This is a genomic window from Mesorhizobium sp. USDA 4413 (genome assembly GCF_056280365.1).
The window spans coordinates 1,883,555-1,905,345 of record NZ_JBVPRP010000001.1 but is presented as its reverse complement, the minus strand read 5'-3'; the positions used below and the strand labels follow the sequence as shown (position 1 = coordinate 1,905,345).

The window sequence follows — 21,791 nt, the reverse complement described above, 5'->3', positions numbered from 1 at the left end:
GAACCTACGGACCAGGAGGAGGGCTAATTTCAATCCAATCGGGTCAGGCCTCACCTCCCAAGAAGTGGCACTGATTGCTTGTGGACCTGGTATGAACGCGACTGGTTAGGGGCCGCACGCAGTCAGGCCGCTTTTGCGGTGATCAACAGCATGGCAGACCTTACATCCGCCCTAATGCGGTCCTTGGCCATGCAAGCGAGACTCTACGGCTTACCGCTGCAGCACCGCCGCATGACTACTCGGCCGCTATTCCGACCCCGGATTGTCAGCGAGTAGAACGGCGATCCCATCGACGGCCTGCGCCGCCCGCTTCAGGATAAGCTCGGACCGGAGCACACCATCAATGAAATCCTTGTCGGTCGCATAGATAGCCTTCGGCAGCGTGAAGGCTTCGAAGAAGCCGAACAGCGGCCGCAAACTGCATTTCTATCTTGTCAGCCTGCTCGGCATCGGAGTGGTTCATCAGGATGCCAACACCGGGCACTATGGCCTTGGTCCATATACGCTGAAACTTGGAATCGCCGGCCTCGAGCAGTTCGACATCTTCACAGCCTCCCGCGATCGGCTCGTCGGACTGGCAAACGACATCGGGCACAGCGTCTTTCTCGGCGTTTGGGGCAATCATGGCCCGACGATCGTCTTTCGGGCCGATGGTATCCACAGTCGCTCCGTTTTCGAACTCCGCGTCGGCAGTGTTACTTCCGATCCTGAGGTCTGCTTTAGGACGGCTTTTCCTGGCGTATCTTCCGGAGGGCATGACATCCGCCCAGGTTGATGCGGAGCTGGTGGACCTGTCCCAGCGCCCTTCGCCGACCGAGTTGGTCGACGTCCCGCGCAGTTGGAAGGAAGTACGCGAACTCGTCGCGACAATCAGAGAGAAAGGGATTAGTCGCAGCCGAGCCAACCTACTATCTGACTACACTGCGATTTCGGCTCCCATTTTTGACCATACCGGCACAATCATTGCGGGGATAACGGTAATGGGCCTGCGTGGAATCCTGAATGACGATCTGGCAGGGCCAAACGCTATGGCGATAAAGTCTCTGGCCCGCGATATCTCTAGCGATGCCGGCCAAAGAACCACAAGCTATATCCCCTATATTTAAAAAGCCTAAGCGCGGCCGGAGCCCCGAAACAGCTTTTTGCACTGCAAGGATCCGCTCTAATTCGAGCACAAAGAGTTGTTCCCACGGGAGATCGGTGGTAGCCGACCCCCGACCCGAGGTCATATCGCGGATCGCCAAACGATCCTGTCCGTACGCCCAGACCGTAATCCACCCGCAAAGTCGCGGCACAACTAAGGTCACCGATTCTCGCAACGTGCAGGGCGCCAGTTTCTATTCACTTCGAGTTCGTTTGCAGCGTGGGGTGTGCCCTGCTGGCCGAGCAAGCGACGGGCGCTGGCGAGGAGCCTTGGCCATAGTGCAGCGCGAGAGAACGTTGCAGAGGTGAGGCGCAGAAATTTCGAAAGCTTTCAAGAACCTGAGGGAGTAGATAACCTCTAAAGTTGCCCTTCACCTACACGAGCGGCAGGAGCCGCGGTTCTCATTCCGCTCCATCATGTCAGTTTCGCAGGTCAGGCAGTTAAAGCTGGCATCGCGCCCGACCACATCACTGGTATCGGACGGGTTGATGTTGTCGGAGCCTCCGAGCCGGTCCACTCGCCAGTTGTGAGATCCTGAACATGTACCTGACCCCTTATGCGGCGACGCTTGATTTGGAATAGGCAGCGATCTGCTAGCTAGAGATGCGTAGCCTCCATACGGTCGGACCCACCACATGCATACCTTTCGCGGCAGGCCAATTCCGCTTCGGGGCGCCGTGCGGGCCAGCTTTCTATAACCTGTCCTGCGCGAACCTTATTGGTGCACCCTGAACACCGCTACCTATTCCAGCGAAATCGTTCGAGGCTCGTTGCTGTCGCTTCCTTCCGGCCAGGTCGAGGCGGCGCAGGCATGCGGCATGTCGCGTTTCACCCTGTACTACCGGATCGTGTTCCCGCTCGCCTTGCGCCACGCTTCCCGGCGCAACGAGTTCATCTTGATGATAAAGTCGACGGCACTGGCCTCCGTCATCACCTTGACGATCGTGGCGGCCGCTATCCATCGCTTCATCAATTTTGTCGTCACGCGGCTCATTCGATTGGCGGAATACCTGAGCGCCGAACTGCGGCCGCCTCGGGCGGCTGCGGCGACCGGGAGAGGAGGAGCCTTGTGACCGACCAAATCAGACCGGCCGTGCGTCTGACGGATCTGCGCAAGAGCTTCGGCGCCTTCGAGGTGCTGAAGGGAATCTCACTGGAGGCGATTGGAAGGCGAGGTGATCTCGATCCTCGGCTCCTCGCGATCGGGCAAGTCGACCATGTTGCGAGTTGGCTGGCAATCTGATCGGCTCGATCTATTGCCCAGATGGGGTATGCGACCACACCTTCGCCAGGCAGGCATTCGGGAGCCAGGCGCGGAAGGCCGAAGCAACATCACAGGAAGTCATGCCCGTGCCGAACGCCTCGTCTTTTCGCCTGGCGGAAAAAAGACAGCACGGGACCGGCATAAGTCGAGCAACTCGACATTCGTGAGTGGCCATCGCGGACCGGCGCCGGGAGCTTCGTCACGTCGCCCGGGCTCAAGCCGGTTCTATGAGGCTGCCAAGGCTACCGCAAGTTGACAAACACAATCGCCCCGGCATCCACAGCAGCTTTTACCGGAGGCGCCTCACGTCAAGCGAGGCCCCCTTGCACAGGACCGCGGCGCCACGAGTGCCGAGTCGCCTCTCATGACTTCCCAATGTGTCTCGGTTCCCTGGCGCCAGAATTGGATGTCGAGCCGGGTAGCGCCTAAGCGCATGTCTTTCAACACAAGCTCTGGCATCCAATCTGGCAGCCAGGGATCCAGGTGCAGTTTCCCATTGGGGGCATCAGGTTGGAACCCGATCATGGCCTGAAGAAAAGCGAAGGTGGATCCAGCCGCCCAGGCCTGGGGCACATTGGCTTTGATATATTGAACCGGAAACGTGGTGGGCGTCCGCGTGGCGCCGGCGTAGAGCTCGGGCATTCGATGCTGCATGAAATAGCTTGCCGCACCGCTGACGTCGCCGGCGATGCGGGCAGCCTCCTCAAAGAACCCATAGCGCCTGAAGCCTAAGGCAATCAGCCCGTTGTCGTGCGGCCACACTGAGCCATTCTGATAGGAATTTGGATTGAACGCGGGATGGTCTGCCGAGAGCGTCCGAATGCCCCAGCCGCTCCACATGTCCGGCCTCATAAGCCGCTCGACCACCCTGCCCGCGCGCTCTTGCGGCACAATCCCGGACCAGAGGCAATGGCCGGGGTTCGAGGCGACGCTCAAGACCGGCTTCTTGTCTCCATCGAGGGCGAAAGCATAGAAGCCGGATGCCTCATCCCAAAAGGCGTCATTGAACCGTTCGAACAACGCCTTGGCCTTGGCTCTCAATTGCGCGGCACGTCTCAAATCGCCCCTAGCGTCGAAGATCTCTGCCATGCGCTGCCAGGCATCATAGACATAACCTTGCAGCTCGCAGAGAGCTTTTGGTCCCTTGACCAGCGTCCCGTCGGGATAGACGAGGGCATCGCACGCGTCCTTCCAGCTTTGGTTCTCGTAGCCCAGCTTCGATCGTGTCTCATATTCCTGGAAGCCGTCCCCGTCCCGGTCACCGTAGTGGTCGATCCAATCCAGGCACTTCTCGGCGGTGGCAAGGTGCCGCTCGATCAAGCTGGCGTCCCCCGTGCAGCGCCAGGCGTTGTGGAGCACGATCAGATAAAGAGGCGTCGCATCGGCCGTGCCATAATAGGGCGTATGGGGGATGAGTTGAAAATGAGCGAGCTCCCCCGTGCGGAGCTCGTGCATGATCTTCCCCGGCTCGGCGTCGCGGTAATCATCGCTCGCGGTGGCTTGAAACCGAGCGAGGACGTCGAGAGCACCCCGGGCAAAATCTGGATACGCCAAGGCATTCTGGAGCGAGACAATCAGACTGTCGCGGCCGAACAGCCCTACGAACCAAGGCAAACCGGCTGCCGGGACATACTCCAGTTCGTCGGTGCCTTCGATGGGAAGACGCAAAGCCGCCATGTCGTCGATCGCCTGGTCATAGAGCTGCTGGAACTCGTTGTTGGCGGTGTGGAGCTTGCAAGCTTGGTGGCGCCACCCGGCCACGCGCTTTGCGGCCTTCGATGTCAGGCATTTGTCGACGCAGTCGCGGGGCGCGCCGAATGCTCCGTGATCCTGCCCAAAGTCATAGAGAAGGCAGGCGTGCCAAGTTGCACCCGGTTCCAGTCTGATGTCGAAACTGATCCTGCCGTTGGCATAAACGGGCTTCGCCGGGGTCCGACGAACCGTGATAGTGACGTCACGGCGAAAGTCCTGATTGGCGTAGGAGGTCCTGAGACGTGAACTCCGGTTGTTCCACGTCGTGGTGATGCGGCCCCGGCGCACGATGTCGTTGCCTTTGACCTCGAAAAGATCGGCAAAATCGCTGCGAATCCCGACTTCCAGGTTGAACTGGACAGTTTCGCGGCCATGGTTGACCATGTCGAAATCCTCGTGCAAGCCACCCTGGTCCAAGGCCCGTCCGATCAGCAGCCCGAGGTCGCCGGCCATCACAGGCCCGGTCTCGGTGGCAAAGGCGCGGTTGACGAGATAAATTCTGGTCGCAAAGTGCGCGATGTTTCCGGAGTTAAGCAGGTCCCATGGCTCGCCGTTGGCATAGAGCTGCCAACTCGATACCAGCCGGGTGTCGGAAGCGTAGAGGCCCTGATGTGACGGCCAATTGATCTGCCCGTCCTGTTCCGTCACCAAAAAGCTACGGCCCTGATTAATAGCCAAGCGTGGCGGGCCGATTGCGATTTCGAGGGTCATGGGAAGCGAGACTTAGCTGGCACTAGATAAATCTGGTGTCCAAGGGGGCGCAGGCAAGTTTGGGGAACGCTGCGACACATGGGATGGCCCGAGTTGTTCGTCGCTTCGCCTCATCCCGTTCCATTAGACCGATCGCCGTTGCAACCAGCAACCGGGTGATTGTCCGAGGAATCAGCCCGGCCGAGCCGCTTGGGATCGGCCGCCAAGACGGATTGTCTCACAGCCGCCGGATCCACCTCCGCGCGTCGCCCCATGCCTCGAGATTCGGCGGTCGACAGGAGGTGTCCTGCCGCCAGCGGTCGAAGACGCTGGCGTCGATGAACAGGTCCATCGACTCACCTACCGTGCCGTCTCGAGCGCAGGCGCATCCCTGACCAGCCGCACCAGGAGAATGCGATAGAATATGAAGAAGTCGGCGGCCAGCAGGAAGAACAGCAGGATGCCGTGGAAGATGCGCGTCAGCGCCGGACTGATTGACGGCGAGTTGCTCGCGCGCGAGATCGTCTCAGCCAACCCGCACCCAATGCTCGCGGCCTTCCGCGCCAGCCGTTCCAGCAGCGGCGACGTGAGATGACAGTGATCGCGTTTACCGGAAGGTCCTTCTGGCGGCCGATTATATGAAGTTCGAAATCCGAACTGATGCCGAGCACGGACTTGCTCGGCATTAAGGTCTCGGGCAGAAGTAGCCGCAGGCTGGGCCTTCGTGGCATTTTGGTCCTCTGTCGACGCCGTTCATCACCAGCTTTGTTCAATCGCGCTGCCAGACTTTCGGTATCACCCCGCTGTTGCGACTGTATTGAACACTGATCGACCCCTACGGCCAGGTGAATACCCGCGTGGAATGATACCTCACGGCCTCTGCGATACCGAAACAAGCTCCGCCTTCAAGCGTGCCGTCTCCATCCCAACTGCGATGAAGCGGCGTGCGTGGCGGGCGAGCTCCATGTTGTCGGTCCACAGATTGCGCCAGATCGCCGTCTTCCTCGACAGGTTCTCGTCGACGATCTCCGAGGAGAAGGACTCGAAGCTAAGGTCGTCGCTGTAGCCGATCGCTGTCAGCGCATCGAAGATCGCGGCGAAATCGATGCTGCCGGTGCCCAGGAACCCGCGATGGCTCTCGCCGATATGGACATAGCCGATCTTTTTCGCGGCATGACGGATGGCCAGGCCAACATCGGCCTCCTCGATGTTCATGTGGAAGGTGTCGAGATGCAAAAAAATGTTGTCGGACCCGGTGTCTTCGATGAAAGCGAGTCCCTGCGCGGCGGTGTTGAGCAGGTTGCTCTCGAAGCGGTTGACGATCTCGAGATTGAGCGTGACGCCGGCAGCCTTGGCGGTTTCCGCGACCCTCGCAAGTGTTGCGGCGCTGCGGTTCCACTGATCGCGCGTCGGCGGCTTGGTTTGTAGGCCGTGGCTTGTCGAAAGAATGCCGCCGACTTTTTGGCCGCCGAGATCCCGCGTGAGCGCGATGGTGCGGTTGAGGATCTCGACACCGCAGGCGGCGACCGACTTGTCGGCGCTGGAGATGTCGCCGTCGGCCGGCAGGCCGATGCTGATCGCAACGCCCAGGCCGAGATCGGCGATGCTTTTGGCCAGCCTACCGATATCGACATCGGCCGGATCGAGGTAGGAGAACTCGATCAGGTCGAAGCCGGCTTCCTTCGTGTTGGCCAGGGTCCGTTCGAGATCCGCCTGCGCCGAACTCGCAGACCAGACGAAAGAGTGAATTCCAATGCGCGACATGATCATCTCCGTCCGATGAATGAGGCGCGGCCGGACCGATCCGGCCGCGCCAGCCTTGGGAGCAGGCTTTTTAGCGGACCGCCGTCCAGCCCTTGTAGTCCTTCAGGTTCTCGGCGGTGATCAGCTTCGGATCGAGCAGCACCGTCGGCTCGGCCGGCTTCTTGCCGGCGAGCACGTCGGCCGCCATCGTCAGCGACTGGCCGGCCATGACATAGGGATCCTGCGAGGCCGAGGCCTTGATCAGCGAGGTGCCGGAAGCGAACTCCTTCTCGATGTCGGGTGCGCCATCGACCGCGGTGATGATGAATTCCGAGCGATTGAGCTGCTTGGCGGCGAGCTGCGCGCCGATCGCCGTCGGATCGTTGATGGCGAACACCGCGTCGATCTTATCGAAGCGGGTGAGCAGCGACTGGAACACTTTCAGGCCGCCGTCGCGCGAGCCCTCGGCGTTCTGATCGTCGGACAGGATCTTGATGTCTGGATGCTCTGCAAGCACGTTCTTGCAGCCCTTGACGCGCTCCAGGATCGAGGACGAGGCCGGACCGTTGAGGATGACGTAGTTGCCTTTGCCGCCGGTGTGGTCGACCAGATACTGGCAGGCTTCCTCGCCGGCCTTGACGTTGTTGGTCATCACGGTGACGTCGGCGCCCGGCGCCGAGACGTCGAAGGCCGCGACGACGATGCCGGCCGCCTGCGCCTTCTTGACCGCGGGCGCGATCGCCTTGGCATCGACGGCGTTGAGCATGATGACGTCGACGCCGGCGGCGATGAAGGAATCGATCTGCGAGACCTGCTTGTTGAGGTCGTAGTCTGCCGACACCGACGTCACCTCGACCTTCGGATTGATCTTCTTGGCCGCGTCCTCGATGCCCTTGATGGTGGCCACGAAGAAGGGGTTGCCGAGCAGGCCGACCGAGATGCCGACCTTGTTGAGGTCCTTGGCCGATGCCGGCGCGATGGCGAGGGCCGCGAGGGCTACGCCGCAGAGAAGTTTGGCGATGGTCTTCATTTACTTGCTTCCTCCAATTGCCCCGCGCCTCTCACGGTGCGTTACACACAATCCGGCTCATCTTGGCCGGCGACCAAGGTCAATCACGTTCTTGCTCCGGCCTGGAGCCGGTAACGGTCGAGGGCGACCGCCACGATGATGACCAAACCCTTGATGATGTACTGCCAGATGTCCGAGACACCGGCCAAAATGAGCCCGTTGGAGAGCACGGCGATGATCAGCCCGCCGATCAGCGTGCCCCAGATCGAGCCGACGCCGCCGACAAAGCTGGTGCCGCCGAGAATGACGGCGGCGATGGCGTCGAGCTCATAGGACTGGCCGAGCTGCAGGCCGTTGGCGGCGTAGAGCCTGGCCGCCGACATGACGCCGCCGAGACCCGCGAGCAGGCCAGACACGCCATAGACGAACAGCAGCACCAGCGGCACCTTGATGCCGGTGAGGCGCGCCGCCTCGGCATTGCCGCCCACGGCATAAATCCAGGTGCCGAGCACCGTGCGCTTGAGCACCAGCCAGGACAGCACCACCACCGTCAGCGCGATAATGACAAGCCACGGAATGCCGAACAGCGAGCCATTGCCGATGAAATCGAAAGGCAGGTCGGGGTTGAAGACGGTGGTGTCTTCGCCGAGCAGGCGGGCGACGCCGCGCACGGCGGTGAGCGAGCCCAGCGTGACAATGAAGGGCGGCAGCTTGATGTAGGCGACAAGCACACCGTTGATGACGCCGAAGCCGAGGCCGAGCAGAATGGCGGCCGGAATGCCCAGCATGCCCCAGTCCGGCACCAGCGAGACCAGCACCGCGACCATCGCCGAGGCCGCAAGGATCGAGCCGACGGAGAGGTCGATGCCGCCGGTGAGGATGACGAAGGTCATGCCGGCGGCCAGCACGATATTGATCGACGACTGCTGGCTGACGATGAGCAGGTTGGTGCCGGTAAGGAACCGCGGGTTGATGAACTGGAAGCCGACGGCAAGCAGGACCAGAACCGGCAACATGCCGAGCGCTGCGAAGGCCGTGCGCAGCCGCCGGCTCCTGACCACTGCCTGATCCGCCGCTTTCGCCACTGTTGAGCTGTCGGTCATCTTGTCGGTCCTTCCTGGGCCGCACCCGTCGCAAGTTCCATGATCTCTTCCTGGCGCAGCGGCATGCCCTCCGACGCCGTCACCTCGCCGGCGATGGCGCCGTCGCGCATCACCAGCACGCGGTCGGCCACTCCGATCACTTCGGGCAGTTCGCTGGAGATCATCAGGATGGCGATGCCCCTGCCGGCAAGGCTGTCGATCAGCCGGTAGATTTCCGACTTGGCGCCAACGTCGACGCCGCGCGTCGGCTCGTCGAGGATGACGACCTTGGGCTCGGTCTCCAACAGGCGGGCAAGCAGCACCTTCTGCTGATTGCCGCCCGACAGCGAGCCTGCAATGGCCTGCGCCGAGCGGGCGCGGATCGAGAGGTCCGCAATGGCCTTTGCCGCTCGCCTATCGGCGGCGGTGAAGTCGCGAAAACCGCCGGCGCGAGCGTCCTTCGCCAGCACACCCATATTGATGTTGTCCGCTATCGACATGTCGAGAAACAGGCCGAGTTCCTTGCGGTCCTCGGTGAGGTAAGCAATGCCGGCCTCCAGCGCCTCGCGCGGTGAAGCGATGGCAATCGGCTTGCCGTCGAGCTCCAGCGTGCCCGCGCTGCGGCGGTCGGCCCCGAAGATCAGCCTCGCGAGCTCGGTGCGGCCGGAGCCAACCAGTCCCGCAAGCGCCAGCACCTCGCCGTGGTAGAGATCAAACGAGCAGTCCTTCAGGAATCGGCCGTCCGACATGCCGCGCACCGACAGCGCCACGCGGCGCCGGCTGTCCGGCGGCCGGTGATCCTTCTTGTAGAAGGCCGAGAGATCGCGGCCGACCATCATCGAGACCAGGCGCGAGGCGTTGAGATCGGCACGTTCCAGCGTGCCGACATAGCCGCTGTCGCGCAGTACGCTGACGCGGTCGGCGAGCTGGTACACTTCTTCCATGCGATGGCTGATGTAGATGATGGCGATGCCCTGCGCCTTCAGCGTCCCGATCACTTCGAACAGGCGGTCGGTCTCGCGCGAGGTCAGCGAAGTGGTCGGCTCGTCCATGACGATGATGCGGGCGCTGGTCGACAGCGCGCGGGCGATCTCGACCAGCTGGCGCTCGCCGAGCGACAGGCTGGAGACCAGAGCGCGCGCGGAAAAGGTGACGCCGAGCCGCTCGATGATTTCCTTGGCGCGGCGATTGCACTGGTCGCGATCGACGACGCCGAACCTGCGCGGCTCGTTGCCGAGGAAGATGTTCTGCGCCACCGTCAGGTTTGGCGCCAGCGACAGCTCCTGATAGATGACGGCGATGCCCTGGGCGCGGGCCTTGATCGGATCGCCGGTGGCGACCGGCGCGCCGTCGATCAGGATCTCGCCGCCGGCATCCGGCCGATAGGCGCCGGACAGTACCTTCATGAGCGTCGATTTGCCGGCGCCGTTCTCACCCATCAGCGCATGCAGCTCGCCGGCATTGACGGTGAGCGACACGTCCTGCAAGGCGCGGACGGGACCGAAGGTCTTGGAGATGTGGCGCATCTCCAGCACCGGACTTTGCGGCGTCTCGATGCGGGCGGCGGCGCTCATTGCGCACCTCCTGCCGCTGCGCCAGCAAGATCGCGCCCGGCAACGAGGCCGCGCCAGTCGTTGCGATAGCGGTCCAGACCCTTGAAGTCCGCGGCGCGTACCGGCTCCGGAGTCTCGGCGGCGAACTCGCGGCCAACGCTCTCGAAGGCGAGCGCCGCGGCGCCCGTGGCGCTGCCTTCCAGGGTGGCGCCCTGTATGAAGGCCTGGCCCGGCCGCAGCGCAGCCAGGAGCGCAGCAAGCAGACCGCCGGTGTTCAGCCCGCCGTCGACGATGACGGTGTTGATTGAACGGATCAGATCGAGCGACAGATCGATCATCAATGCCACATAGAGCAGTGCCACGGCCGCCCGCTCCCCGGCATCTGAAACCGGTCCGACGATTTCGCCCGTCCGGCCTGGCAGCGGTCCGCCCGGGGCAAAGCTCGGCAGAGCCATGGCGCCGGAGTCGATCGCGCGCTGTATCGAGGCCGGCGCGATCGCGCCCTGCCAGTTGCCGCTGATCGCTGCGAATTCGCGCCCGCCCATGAAGCGGATCGTGGGCACCGGGCCGCCGTCGACGTCGACATTGACCAGCATGTCGCGTTCGCGGTCGAGCGCCTCGAGCGGACAGTCCGGGTTGAGCACGATCACCCAGGTGCCGGTCGACACTACGGTGAGCGGCCCGAGTTCCTGCCGGCGATAGGCATGGAGCGCGGCGTTGCTATCATGGACGCCGTTGTGAATGGCGGCCGGCTTGCCGGCCCGGCCAAAGCGCCGCTCGCCGGTGACGGCGCCGGCGCGCGCGAAGGCAGGCATTTGACCACGCCAGCCTTCGGCATCGACCAGCGAGGAGAAGTCACGCTTGCGCGGCGCCCACAGATGCGAATGGCAGCCGAGATAGGACACTTCCGAAACGGCGCGCCCGCCGAAGCGCCAGCTCCAATATTGCGGATAGCCGAGGATCGCCTTCGCCGACGCGAAGGCGCTGGGCTCCACTTCCTTCAGCCACAGCATGTGGCGGCCATAGTTGAAGCCGAGCGGAAGGCGGGGCGAAAGGGTCTCGGCGAAATCGGGAATGCGGCGATCGATCCGCGCCGCGATAGCGGCCGGCGGCTCCTGCTCATAGTCGAGGATTGGATGCGTCAGCGCCGTATCGTCGACCAGCGCGAAGGTGCAGCCATGGCCGGACACCATCAGACCTTCGATGCCGTGGGCATCGGCGGCTTCGTCGACGGCTTCCAGTGCCCAGTCACGTAGGGCCGATTCGTCAAGCACGCTGAGGCCGTTCTTGCGTATCCAGTCGGGCTTCGTGCGCCGTTCGTCGAGGATACGCCCGTCCTGGCCGAAGACGAACAGCTTCGAGTTGGTCTTGCCGAAATCGAGCACCGCCAACTTCACTGGACGGCTCCCGAAGGCGAGGCGATACGCACGGTGACGCCGGCATCTTCCAGCATGCGCGCATCGGCGTCGGAAAGGCCGTCGTCGGTCACCAGCGTGCCGATGCGCGACAGCGGCAGCGCGACGTTGCGAGCATGGATCGACAGCTTGCGGCTGTCGGCGAGCACCACGATCTGGTCGGCGCAGAGACTGAGATCGACGATCGAGCGCACCAGCAGCGGATGCGATTCCAGCACGCCCTCATGGCCGAGGCCCTGCGCGCCGAGAAAGAACTTCGAGGCATAGAAGGGCGTGGCCTGAGTGAGCGAATGGATGATGCCGGGCTCGCGGTGCAGATCGCCGCCGGCGATGGTCAGGCTGCAGTGGCCATGGTCGCTGAGATAGGCGGCGAGCGGCATGGAATTGGTGAAGAGGCGGATGTTGCGGTCGGCGAGCTTGACGCCGAGATGGAAGCAGGTCGAGCCGCCATGGACGATGACCGCATCGCCGTCGCGCACCATGGTGGCGGCGACAGCGGCGATCTGCCGTTTGGCATCGACCGCCAGATCTCGGTTCTCGTCATAGGGCCTGGCATAGGCGATGCCGGCTTGCGAGGCGCCATCGAGCGCCGAGATGCCGCCATAGACCTTCCTGGCCTCGCCGGCCTCGTCGATCTTGTCGATGTCGCGCCTGATCGTCGCCGCCGAGACGCCAAGCCGCTCCTGCAGCTCGCGCACCGAAGCGAACGGCCGGTCCCGCAATAGCTCGACGATCTGACGCTGGCGGCCGGAGTCGCTCAATTTTTTCCTCCCGACAATGCCATTTGCACGGCAATTGGCGCAACTTACTCAACACCGGGCGGATTGCAAGCCAGTTTTGATGATAGTAGATCACAGTTGACGTAGATCGATCGCATCTGCGATATCAGCATCGTTCTCCCTTGACGGGAGATCGTGCGAGACCGACCGAGCCGTTGGGGGAAGATCGCCATGGCGACCACAGTTGATGCGCAGGAGCTGGATGCCTTGCGGGCGCTTTCGGCCGGCATCGGCGCCGATCCGCACCTGACCCAGGCAGCCGGCGGCAACACGTCGCTGAAGGCAGGCGACACACTGTGGATAAAGGCCTCCGGCACATGGCTGAAGGACGCGCTGACCGACGACATCATGGTGCCGGTGGCGATGGGTCCGCTCATCGAGGCGGTGGAAAGACGCGATCCGAGCGCCGACAAGCCGCAAGCCTTCGCGATCGATGCCCTCAATCCGCGCGGTTTGCGGCCATCGATCGAGACCACCGTGCATGCGCTGATGCCGCAGCGGGTGGTGCTGCATGTCCACTGCGTCGAGACGATCTCACTTGCCGTCCAGGCCGATTGCGAGGCCGAGGTCGGGCGGCGTCTTCAGGGGATCGCGTGGGCGTATGTCCCCTATCGCCGGCCGGGCCTGCCGCTTGCCCAGAGCATTGCCGAACGCCTCCGGCCGGGGGTCGACGTGCTGATCCTGGGCAATCATGGCTTGGTCGTCGCGGCGGATACCGTGGCCGAGGCGGAGCGCCTGCTGCATCGGGTAAGATCGCTCCTGGCCCGCCAGACGCGGCAGGCGGCGGTTCCGGACATCGCGGCGCTGACGGCGCTTGCCGGCGGCAGCGGCTACCGATTACCGGCGGATGTCGAGGCGCATGCGGTGGCGCTCGACCCGGACAGCTGCCGCATCGCAGAAGCCGGCAGCCTCTATCCGGACCACGTCATCTTCCTTGGCCGGGGCTCCGTGGTGGCAAGGCCCGGCGAACAGGTCGCCGACGTCGTGAGGCGGCTGGGCGCAAACCCCGTCGCGATCCTCTTTTCGGGCGCCGGCGTGCTGATGCGCGGCGACGCCAGCTCCGGCGCTGACGCCATGCAGCGCTGCCTCGCCGACGTGACAGCGCGCATCGACATCGCGGCGCGATTGAACTATCTCACCGCCGCCGAGAATGACGAGCTGGTCAACTGGGATGCAGAGCAGTATCGCCAGAAACTCAACGCCGCGGGTTAGGTGAATGGTGCCGCTTGCAATAGGCATCGACATCGGCACGTCCGGATCGCGCGCCGTTGCGATGCGTCCGGACTTCTCCATCGCCGCGACCGCCGCCGCGCCGCTCGAGCGCTTAGGAGCGAACGGCCGCGATCCCGCCGTGTGGTGGTCCGCGGTCGGAGCGACATTGCAGGAGTTATTCTCGCAAATCGATCGCAGAGCGGTGCGGACAATCGCGGTGGACGGCACGTCCGGCACCTTGCTTCCGATCGACCCCGCCGGTCGGCCTCTGGCCGAGCCGCTAATGTACAACGACAAGGTTCCGGATGCGGCCATCCTTGCCGCGATCGACGGCGCGGCGCCGGAAGCAAGCGCCGCGCATGGGGCGACATCCGGTCTCGCAAAGGCGCTCTGGTTCCAGCGCCTGCCAGGCATCCATGCCGTGCTACACCAGGCAGACTGGATCGCCGGACAACTCTCGGGCCGCTTCGACGTCAGTGACGAGAACAACAGCCTGAAGACCGGCTACGACGCCGAGGCGCGCCGCTGGCCGGAATGGATCGCGGCGACCGGCATGCGCATGGAGCTTCTGCCGACCGTCGTCAGGCCAGGCGCCGTGACCAGCAGGCTTACGGCCGCCGCCGTCGATCTGTTCGGGCTGCCGCGCGACGTCGCGCTGGTTGCCGGCACAACCGATGGCTGCGCCTCTTTCCTGGCGACGGGCGCGGCGACCGCTGGCGACGGCGTCACCGCGCTTGGATCGTCGCTGACCATCAAGGTCCTGTCCGACCGGCCGATTTCGGCGCCGCGCTACGGCATCTACAGCCACCGGCTTGGCGAAGCCTGGCTGGCGGGCGGCGCCTCGAACACCGGCGGCAAGGTGCTGGCGCAGCATTTTTCGCTTGCCCGCATCATCGAGCTCAGCGCGACGATGGATCCCGCCACGGAGACCGGCCTCGACTATTATCCGCTCGGCTCGCCCGGCGAGCGCTTTCCCATTGCCGATCCGGCGCTGCAGCCGCAGCTCCTGCCCCGACCACAATCCGACGCCGACTATCTGAAGGCGATGCTCGAGGGGATCGCGGCCGTCGAAGAGCTCGGCTACCGGAGGCTTGCCGAACTCGGCGCACCCCGGCTGACATCGGTGCGCAGCGTCGGCGGTGGCGCCGCCAATGCCGCCTGGACCGCAATCCGACAACGAAAGCTCGGCGTCGAATTCCGGCCTGCGCTCTCCGACGAGGCAGCGGCCGGTACGGCACGGCTGGCGCTCAAGGGTGCAAGCGAAGCGGGGCTGTTGTGAGTCTGAAACACGCCATGCATCTAGACGGGATCGGCGCGCTCGCCGAGCGCTACGACGTGTTCCTGCTCGACCAGTTCGGCGTGCTGCATGATGGGCAGCAGCCTTACCCTGGCGCGGTCGAAGCACTGTCGGCGCTGAAGCGGGCCGGCAAGACGGTCGCGCTGATCTCGAACTCCGGCAAGCGGGCGGAGCCCAATGAGAGGCGGCTGCTGAGGCTTGGCTTCGAGGCGGGAAGCTGGAACCATTTCGTCTCATCGGGCGAAGTGGCCTGGAGCATCTTCACGGACATGGCGCGCGGAGGCACGCTGCGGGCCGGCACAAGATGCCTGCTGATCAGCCGCGATGGCGACCGCTCTGCGATCGAGGGCCTGCCGCTCGTTCTGACCGAGCGCGGCGACGACGCCGAACTGGTGCTGATCGCGGCTAGCGAAGGCGACCGCTACGGCATCGATCACTACCGCGGGCTTCTCGGCCCGGCGGCGGCGCGGAAGGTGCCGTGCTTCTGCACCAATCCGGATCGGATAATGCTGACCGCAGTCGGGCCGCGCCTCGGCGCCGGCGAAATCGCCGACCTTTACGAACGCCTCGGCGGCAACGTCACCCGTATCGGCAAGCCCTATCCGGCGATCTACAAAGCGGCGCTCGCGCTTGCGGGAAATCCGGATCGTGGCGACGTGATCTGTGTCGGCGACAGTGTCGAGCACGATATCGCCGGCGGACAAGCCGCCGGCGTGGCGACCGCGCTGGTTCTGTCCGGGATATTGGCCGACAGCGGCGGCCTTGCCGGACTTTTCCAAGAGCTGGGCGCGTGGCCCGACTACATACTGGACGCGTTTCGCTGGCGTTGACGGGGAATTGCAGCATCGATTTTGATCCAATCCAGACGGCTATTCGCGGTCTCCCGGCGAGAGTGTTTGCCAGACGGCGAGCCTCGGCTGATGGTAGCGGTGGCGAGCTTTTCGGCTCCGTTGCAAATTTCAGTCCCGGCACAGAAACTGGCACCAAGAGCTTGACGCCGCGGCAATGATTCAAACTGTCCAGCGATAGACGGATCAGGATTGTAGGCGTATCTCGCCTGTCGTTTGCGCATCATATGGAACATCTCGACCCGGCCAGGTTGCAGTCGCGCTTGCGAACGACTTGAAGCCGAGCATCGGCCGCGCCGGGCGAACGCCGTCTCCAACTGTCGCGGATCGAGCCCGCGCGAGCATACTATTATCGATGCCGGTCTATCGCTCGCGTTCTCGAGGACCCTCCACGATGCGATCCAACACAGACTCGCCCCATGTTGATAGCGGTTCTTCGCAGCCACATCTCTTTGAGGAATGTGACGAAAGGCCAGCCGATAGAACGGCGACGTGACGCGAGTCGATGGGAGCCAGGTGGCTGTCAATCCCGGGGCGCCCGTGACGGTGAATGCCGACACCCTCAAGCTGGTCACGCGCTACATCCCTCCGAAGCGGACGATTCCGCTGGTCGACAAAGCGACCTGAGGGAACACCGCTTCCAGTTATTCGGTCCTGTGCCAGCCAGTCCACATAGGAACAAGCTTTGGAAGTCGTCGTTCATCTGCGACGAACGGAGCGCAGTATGAAGAGCTTTGTGGTGGAGATCATGGAAGGCGAAGTGGTCAGAGGCCACCAAATTGCGGTCGCAGAAACGCCCTGGATGCCGCGCGCTTAGGGACCGGTCGCGAAGTCCGCGAGGAACAGGAAGAAATGGAGTGAATACGAGGTACCGACGAGGCCGACTCCGCTGAGTTCTGGTTTGCGTTCAGATGATCTAGCGCCCGAGCGGCAGTTTGGATACCGAGAGCAGCTCCGCCTCGTCTCTGATGCCTGGCAGGTAGTTGGCCAGAAGGCGAGACGCCAGAGCTTCACGTCGCTCGGGGATTGATGTTCGTTCTTCAATTTATCGAATTCGCGGCCGAGCAGGGCGAGATCTGAAGAACTGAAGATGCCGCCTCCTTTAGCTTGTTGGTAAATCGGCACGAGCCCCCTCGCCGATTGTCTTTCGCTAATTCCTATTCCGGTTAAGGATTCACGCAACAAAAACTCACCATCCGAGCGGAGCGGTACGATGGACGACTATGTTCGCGGCTATGATCTACGAACGGGGCTCGAGATCTGCGCAGCCGCCTGCCAGCGGGCGGGGAAGCGACACCATCCACCTACCAAGCCGCGAACGGCCGGCAATATCTGGTAGTTGTTGCAGGCGGACATGGATCGACCGGCACAAAGGCGGGAGACGCTATAATTGCCTACGCGCTTCCGGGCTAACGCCGGCCTAGGGAACATTCGGCACGTCGCCAGGTTAGTCCCGGCGCGTGAAACCTCGTCCAGATATCCCGGCATCGTCCAGTGTTATTATCGAAAGCTAGTGGGACAAAGGGCCTCGGAGCCGTACTAGCTCCGTTGTCTTTTTTGGCTGGCTGCGCTGGAGGCGTGCTCGATCCGCAGGGACCGGTCGGCGCCGGCAACCGGACCATCCTTCTGAACTCGCTTGTCGTGATGCTGGTCATCGTCGTCCCGACATTGGTCGCATTGCTGGCCTTTGCGTGGATATTCCGCGCCACGAACCGCAGGGCGCGGTACGATCCGGAATTCACCTATTCCGGCCGCATCGAGCTGATCGTCTGGTCGATCCCGACGCTCACCATCCTCTTCCTTGGCGGACTGATCTATTACGGATCCTACCATCTCGATCCGCGCCGGCCGATCAAGTCCGGCCAGCGGCCCTTGGATGTCCAGGTGGTGGCTCTCGATTGGAAATGGCTGTTCCTCTATCCGGACCAGGGTGTGGGAACGCTCAACCAGCTGGTGATCCCTGCCGGTGTTCCTGTGCATTTCAGGCTGACCTCGGCCAGCGTGATGAACACCTTCTTCGTGCCGCAGCTCGGCAGCATGGTCTATGTCATGAACGGCATGCAGACCGAATTGCATCTGCAGGCGGACCATGAAGGCGACTATTTCGGCCTCTCGGCGCATTTCAGCGGCGACGGCTTCTCGGACATGAATTTCCGCGTGCGCGCCGTGTCGCCCGACGAATTTGCGCGATGGGCCTCTTCGTTGCATGGCGGCGGCGGCGTGCTCAACGCCCACGCTTATGGCGAGCTTGCCCGGCAGAGCATCAACGCTCCGCCGGCCTCGTTCGGTGTTGTGCAGGATGGCCTGTTCGACGCGATCGTGCGCCAGACGCTCCCCCCCGGTCCGGGTCCCGCCGAAACGGCCGGCGGCGAGCCGCAGGTGAGCCCCAAGGCCGAGCCCAAGGCGGGGATGCCGGCGCCTGCCCAACAGCCGCAGCCGAAAATGGGAGGATGACGATGCTCGGCAAGCTCGACTGGTCTGCCATTCCCTTCGATCAGCCCATCCCGCTGGGTGCCGCGATTGTCGTCTTCCTGGCGGCCGCCGCGGTGCTGGTCTGGATAACGGTGAAAGGCTACTGGCCCTACCTCTGGCGCGCGTGGATAACGTCCGTCGACCACAAGCGCATCGGGGTCATGTATATCGTGCTTGCGGCGCTGATGCTTCTGCGCGGCTTCGTCGACGCCATCATGATGCGCACCCAGCAGGCGCTCGCCATTCACGGGCCGGGCTACCTGCCGCCGGAGCATTACGACCAGGTCTTCTCCGCTCACGGCACCATCATGATCTTCTTCGCTGCGATGCCCTTCGTCATCGGGCTGATGAACTTCGCCGTGCCTCTCCAGCTCGGGATTCGCGACGTCGCATTCCCGACGCTGAATTCGGTTAGCTTCTGGCTGACCGCGACCGGCGCCTTGCTCGTCAACATTTCGCTCGTCGTCGGCGAGTTCGCGCGCACCGGCTGGCTGCCCTACGCTCCCCTTTCCGAGACGACCTATTCGCCGGGCGTCGGGGTCGATTATTACCTCTGGTCGATCCAGATCTCGGGCGTGGGCACCCTGCTCACCGGCGTCAACCTGGTGACGACCATCCTCAAGATGCGCGCGCCGGGCATGAGCTATCTGCGCATGCCGATGTTCTGCTGGACCTCGCTCGCTTCCAACCTGCTGATCGTGGCTGCCTTCCCTATCCTCACCGCCACGCTCGCCATGCTGACGCTCGATCGCTATCTCGGCTTCCACTTTTTCACCAACGAAGGCGGCGGAAACCAGATGATGTTCGTCAACCTCATCTGGGCCTGGGGCCATCCGGAAGTCTATATCCTAGTACTGCCCGCGTTCGGCATCTTCTCGGAAATCTTCTCGACCTTTTCGTCGAAACCGCTCTTCGGCTACCGCTCCATGGTGGCCGCGACCATGTTCATCTGCATTGTCTCCTTCATGGTGTGGCTCCATCATTTCTTCACCATGGGCGCCGGCGCCGACGTCAACGCAGCCTTCGGCATCGCGACCTCGATCATCGCTGTCGGCACGGGGGTCAAGATCTACAACTGGCTCTTCACCATGTATGGCGGGCGCGTGCGCTTCGACACGCCGATGCTGTGGGCGCTAGGCTTCGTTACCACTTTCATCATTGGCGGCATGACCGGCGTGCTGCTCGCCGTTCCGCCGGCCGATTTCATGCTGCACAATTCGCTCTTCCTGGTGGCGCATTTCCACAACGTCATCATCTCGGGCGTGCTCTTCGCCGCCTTTGCCGGCTTCACCTACTGGTTCCCGAAGGCCTTCGGCTTCCGCCTGCATGAAGGCTGGGGCAAGGCAGCATTCTGGTTCACGCTCGCCGGCTACATGCTGGTCTTCGTGCCGCTCTACATCGTCGGCCTGCTCGGCATGACCCGCCGCCTGCAGCACATCGACATGGACCTCTGGACACCGTGGCTGATGGTGGCGGTTTTCGGCATTGCGGTGATGATCGTCGGCGCCGCATGCCAGGTCACGCAGCTCGTCGTCTCGATCAGGCATCGCGACGCGTTGCGCGACGAGACGGGGGATCCGTGGGATGGTCGCTCGCTGGAATGGTCGACGCCCTCGCCGCCACCCGTGTTCAACTATGCGCGGCTGCCGCATGTCGAAAACGAGGAGCCCTACTGGACGATCAAGCAAAGGGCGGTCGACGACCAGACGCCGGAAACCGAAGAGCACTATGAACCGATCGAGATGCCGCGCAACAGCCCGACGGGGTTCGTCACCGCCTTCTTCAGCACGCTGATCGGCTTCGCGCTGATCTGGCACATCTGGTGGCTGGCGATCGTCGGATTCATCGGCGCCTATATCACCTTCGTCGTGTTCGCATGGCGCGAGCATGGCGACTATGAGATTCCCGCCAGCGAGGTCGAGCGCATCGATCGCGCCAGCCGGGCGGCGCAGCTTGCATGGATGCGTAGACGGGAGCGCCCGGGATGAGTGACATCACGGCCGGCAGCGTACCACGCGATCCGTATCGGCTGGGCCGCAGCCACGGCCATGGCCTGCTCTCGGCGACCGGGCATGGCGAAGGCGGACCGGCCTCGAAATTCGTCACCGTGGCCTACGGATTCTGGATCTTCCTCCTGTCGGACATCATCATGTTCTCGGCTTTCTTTGCCGCTTACGCTGTCCTCTCCAAGGCGACGGCGGACGGACCGACAGGCAAGGATCTGTTCGAGCTCACGCGCGTCGCGGCGCAGACCGGTCTGCTGCTGACATCGAGCTTCACCGGCGGCCTGGCAATGCTTGCGACGCATCGCCGATCGATGGCCGCCGCGCAATTCTGGCTACTCGTCACCGGCTTTTTTGGCGCGGCGTTCCTGTTCCTGGAAGTGCAGGAGTTTGCAGCGATGGTGAACGAGCAGGCCGGCCCGTCGCGCAGTGCCTTTCTTTCCGCCTTCTTTGCCCTCGTCGGCTGCCACGGCACCCATGTCGGGCTCGGCCTGCTTTGGCTCGGCACAATGATGGCTCAGCTTTGGGTGAAGGGGTTCCGGCCCGAAATATTGCGCCGGGTGCATTGCTTCAGCCTGTTCTGGCACGCGCTGGACATCATCTGGGTCGCCATCTTCACGCTGGTCTACCTCCTGGGAGCATCACCATGAGCGAAACGGACACTCGAAACGAGCAGGCACTCGATCATCGCGACGCGGCACCGGGTGAAGAGCGCATGGAGGAACACGAGCTCGTCGGAGGCCTTGCGGGTTACCTGCTCGGCTTCGGCTTGGCGACCCTGTTGACCGTCGCTTCATTTTTCGCCGCGCAAACCGACCTGATCTACCAGCCAGCGGTGATCTCGGCCCTGACGGTGCTAGCCATCGCGCAAATGGGCGTGCACCTCGTCTTCTTCCTGCACATCACCACGGGGCCCGACAATACGAACAATGTCCTCGCCCTCGCTTTCGGCGTTTTGATTGTAGCCCTTGTCGTGCTCGGTTCCGTGTGGATCATGACCCACCTCAACCACAATATGGCTCCGATGAGTGCCCACCAAGCCAAGATGATGCCATAGGGCCAGAAATCCAACGGAGGTTAAGTGGGTGTCGTTCGGTCAATCATCCGAAGCCGGAGCGTCAGTTTCGGGGAGCGTCATTGCGAGCGCAATCGTCTCGTCATTCTCGATGCCATAGCTTGCCTCAATAGCCGCTATCTTCTCGGGGTGTCTGCTCGGGACTGCTCGATAGATAAACATTTGCTCACAGCCGCCTGGCGTCACGATCCCGAACATCTGCCCAGGCTCATCGCTGATGTTTCTCCAGGCGTGGCGAACGTTCGGGGGGTGCACAACTGTTCCAGGAACTGCGTCGAACTGGTCCTCCCCGCACCAGAAACGATATGTACCGCGGATGACCCGGAAGGTTTCGGTCTCTCGACGCCACGCGCCCACGTGATGGCGGAGCGGCTTCAAACCGGGTCGCGGTTTGCCTTGGAACCTTTGTCTATATGCGGGGTTCGGCGGCATCATTGACCAAGAGAGCTCCCA

18 protein-coding genes and 6 pseudogenes are annotated in these 21,791 nt (G+C 63.1%); 11 read left to right on the top strand and 13 right to left on the bottom strand.

Annotated elements, in window-relative coordinates; genetic code table 11:
• Window positions 1-246: 246 nt before the first annotated feature.
• Both ACVMIM_RS09300 and ACVMIM_RS09295 read right to left on the bottom strand, forming a co-directional pair.
• Window positions 247-417 (bottom strand): annotated as a pseudogene (locus ACVMIM_RS09300) (FMN reductase); the annotation flags it as partial.
• Window positions 341-661 carry a hypothetical protein gene (locus ACVMIM_RS09295; RefSeq protein WP_476117461.1) on the bottom strand — a complete coding sequence of 107 codons (321 nt, stop codon included), beginning with the start codon at window positions 659-661 and terminating at the stop codon, window positions 341-343. The pseudogene ACVMIM_RS09300 and the gene ACVMIM_RS09295, both read right to left, overlap by 77 nt.
• On the opposite strand from ACVMIM_RS09295, the gene ACVMIM_RS09290 reads away from it, so the two are divergent.
• From ACVMIM_RS09290 to ACVMIM_RS09280, 3 genes and pseudogenes are all read left to right on the top strand, one after another.
• On the top strand, window positions 624-1,106 hold the full coding sequence (locus tag ACVMIM_RS09290) for an IclR family transcriptional regulator domain-containing protein (protein ID WP_476111699.1): 483 nt from the start codon (window positions 624-626) through the stop codon (window positions 1,104-1,106). The genes ACVMIM_RS09295 and ACVMIM_RS09290 overlap by 38 nt on opposite strands.
• 736 nt (window positions 1,107-1,842) lie before the next feature.
• Window positions 1,843-2,217: pseudogene (locus tag ACVMIM_RS09285) on the top strand (ABC transporter permease subunit); the annotation flags it as partial.
• Window positions 2,214-2,387 (top strand): hypothetical protein, encoded by a 174-nt coding sequence (locus ACVMIM_RS09280; protein ID WP_476111698.1) that lies wholly within the window; start codon window positions 2,214-2,216, stop codon window positions 2,385-2,387. The pseudogene ACVMIM_RS09285 and the gene ACVMIM_RS09280, both read left to right, overlap by 4 nt.
• Window positions 2,388-2,711: 324 nt before the next feature.
• Here the strand turns inward: ACVMIM_RS09280 and ACVMIM_RS09275 are convergent, their stop codons facing one another.
• The 8 genes and pseudogenes from ACVMIM_RS09275 to ACVMIM_RS09240 form a co-directional block, all read right to left on the bottom strand.
• Window positions 2,712-4,871 carry an amylo-alpha-1,6-glucosidase gene (locus ACVMIM_RS09275; protein ID WP_476111697.1) on the bottom strand — a complete coding sequence of 720 codons (2,160 nt, stop codon included), beginning with the start codon at window positions 4,869-4,871 and terminating at the stop codon, window positions 2,712-2,714.
• A gap of 339 nt (window positions 4,872-5,210) precedes the next feature.
• A pseudogene (locus ACVMIM_RS09270) lies at window positions 5,211-5,336 on the bottom strand (ABC transporter permease); the annotation flags it as partial.
• Between the two features lie 384 nt (window positions 5,337-5,720).
• On the bottom strand, window positions 5,721-6,614 hold the full coding sequence (locus tag ACVMIM_RS09265) for a sugar phosphate isomerase/epimerase family protein (RefSeq protein ID WP_476111696.1): 894 nt from the start codon (window positions 6,612-6,614) through the stop codon (window positions 5,721-5,723).
• Window positions 6,615-6,684: 70 nt separating this feature from the next.
• Window positions 6,685-7,623, bottom strand: a complete 939-nt coding sequence (locus ACVMIM_RS09260) for an ABC transporter substrate-binding protein (RefSeq protein WP_476111695.1) — start codon at window positions 7,621-7,623, stop codon at window positions 6,685-6,687.
• Window positions 7,624-7,706: 83 nt separating this feature from the next.
• A complete protein-coding gene (locus tag ACVMIM_RS09255; RefSeq protein ID WP_476111694.1) occupies window positions 7,707-8,705 on the bottom strand; it encodes an ABC transporter permease subunit in 999 nt (332 codons plus the stop codon).
• Window positions 8,702-10,258 (bottom strand): sugar ABC transporter ATP-binding protein, encoded by a 1,557-nt coding sequence (locus ACVMIM_RS09250; protein WP_476111693.1) that lies wholly within the window; start codon window positions 10,256-10,258, stop codon window positions 8,702-8,704. The genes ACVMIM_RS09255 and ACVMIM_RS09250 overlap by 4 nt, the downstream gene beginning before the upstream one ends.
• Entirely contained in the window at window positions 10,255-11,634 is a 1,380-nt protein-coding gene (locus ACVMIM_RS09245) for an FGGY-family carbohydrate kinase (protein WP_476111692.1), read from the bottom strand. The genes ACVMIM_RS09250 and ACVMIM_RS09245 overlap by 4 nt, the downstream gene beginning before the upstream one ends.
• Entirely contained in the window at window positions 11,631-12,413 is a 783-nt protein-coding gene (locus ACVMIM_RS09240; RefSeq protein ID WP_476111691.1) for a DeoR/GlpR family DNA-binding transcription regulator, read from the bottom strand. Before ACVMIM_RS09240 ends, ACVMIM_RS09245 begins: the two co-directional genes overlap by 4 nt.
• Before the next feature lie 189 nt (window positions 12,414-12,602).
• Between ACVMIM_RS09240 and ACVMIM_RS09235 the strand changes: the two genes are divergently transcribed.
• The 3 genes from ACVMIM_RS09235 to ACVMIM_RS09225 are packed head-to-tail and all read left to right on the top strand — an operon-like array spanning window position 12,603 to window position 15,770.
• Window positions 12,603-13,643: a class II aldolase/adducin family protein gene (locus tag ACVMIM_RS09235; protein WP_476111690.1), complete on the top strand. Its 1,041-nt coding sequence runs from the start codon at window positions 12,603-12,605 to the stop codon at window positions 13,641-13,643.
• Window positions 13,644-13,647: 4 nt separating this feature from the next.
• Window positions 13,648-14,922 (top strand): FGGY-family carbohydrate kinase, encoded by a 1,275-nt coding sequence (locus ACVMIM_RS09230; protein WP_476111689.1) that lies wholly within the window; start codon window positions 13,648-13,650, stop codon window positions 14,920-14,922.
• 14 nt (window positions 14,923-14,936) lie between these two features.
• Complete coding sequence (locus ACVMIM_RS09225) at window positions 14,937-15,770, top strand: TIGR01459 family HAD-type hydrolase (protein WP_476111688.1); 834 nt, start codon at window positions 14,937-14,939, stop codon at window positions 15,768-15,770.
• Window positions 15,771-15,949: 179 nt separating this feature from the next.
• Here the strand turns inward: ACVMIM_RS09225 and ACVMIM_RS09220 are convergent.
• Window positions 15,950-16,091: pseudogene (locus tag ACVMIM_RS09220) on the bottom strand (IS6 family transposase); the annotation flags it as partial.
• Between the two features lie 901 nt (window positions 16,092-16,992).
• Between ACVMIM_RS09220 and ACVMIM_RS09215 the strand changes: the two are divergent.
• The 5 genes and pseudogenes from ACVMIM_RS09215 to cyoD all read left to right on the top strand — a co-directional run.
• Window positions 16,993-17,201: pseudogene (locus ACVMIM_RS09215) on the top strand (hypothetical protein); the annotation flags it as partial.
• A gap of 135 nt (window positions 17,202-17,336) precedes the next feature.
• On the top strand, window positions 17,337-18,242 hold the full coding sequence (gene cyoA / locus ACVMIM_RS09210) for a ubiquinol oxidase subunit II (RefSeq protein WP_476111687.1): 906 nt from the start codon (window positions 17,337-17,339) through the stop codon (window positions 18,240-18,242).
• Window positions 18,243-18,244: 2 nt separating this feature from the next.
• Window positions 18,245-20,248 carry a cytochrome o ubiquinol oxidase subunit I gene (gene cyoB, locus ACVMIM_RS09205; protein WP_476117156.1) on the top strand — a complete coding sequence of 668 codons (2,004 nt, stop codon included), beginning with the start codon at window positions 18,245-18,247 and terminating at the stop codon, window positions 20,246-20,248.
• Window positions 20,245-20,913, top strand: coding sequence for a cytochrome (ubi)quinol oxidase subunit III (locus ACVMIM_RS09200; RefSeq protein ID WP_476111686.1), 669 nt, complete (start codon window positions 20,245-20,247; stop codon window positions 20,911-20,913). Before cyoB ends, ACVMIM_RS09200 begins: the two co-directional genes overlap by 4 nt.
• Complete coding sequence (gene cyoD / locus ACVMIM_RS09195; RefSeq protein ID WP_476111685.1) at window positions 20,910-21,320, top strand: cytochrome o ubiquinol oxidase subunit IV; 411 nt, start codon at window positions 20,910-20,912, stop codon at window positions 21,318-21,320. Before ACVMIM_RS09200 ends, cyoD begins: the two co-directional genes overlap by 4 nt.
• 39 nt (window positions 21,321-21,359) lie before the next feature.
• Here the strand turns inward: cyoD and ACVMIM_RS09190 are convergent, their stop codons facing one another.
• Window positions 21,360-21,536, bottom strand: coding sequence for a hypothetical protein (locus ACVMIM_RS09190; protein WP_476117460.1), 177 nt, complete (start codon window positions 21,534-21,536; stop codon window positions 21,360-21,362).
• Window positions 21,537-21,542: 6 nt separating this feature from the next.
• A pseudogene (locus ACVMIM_RS09185) lies at window positions 21,543-21,770 on the bottom strand (cupin domain-containing protein); the annotation flags it as partial.
• Window positions 21,771-21,791: the final 21 nt, after the last annotated feature.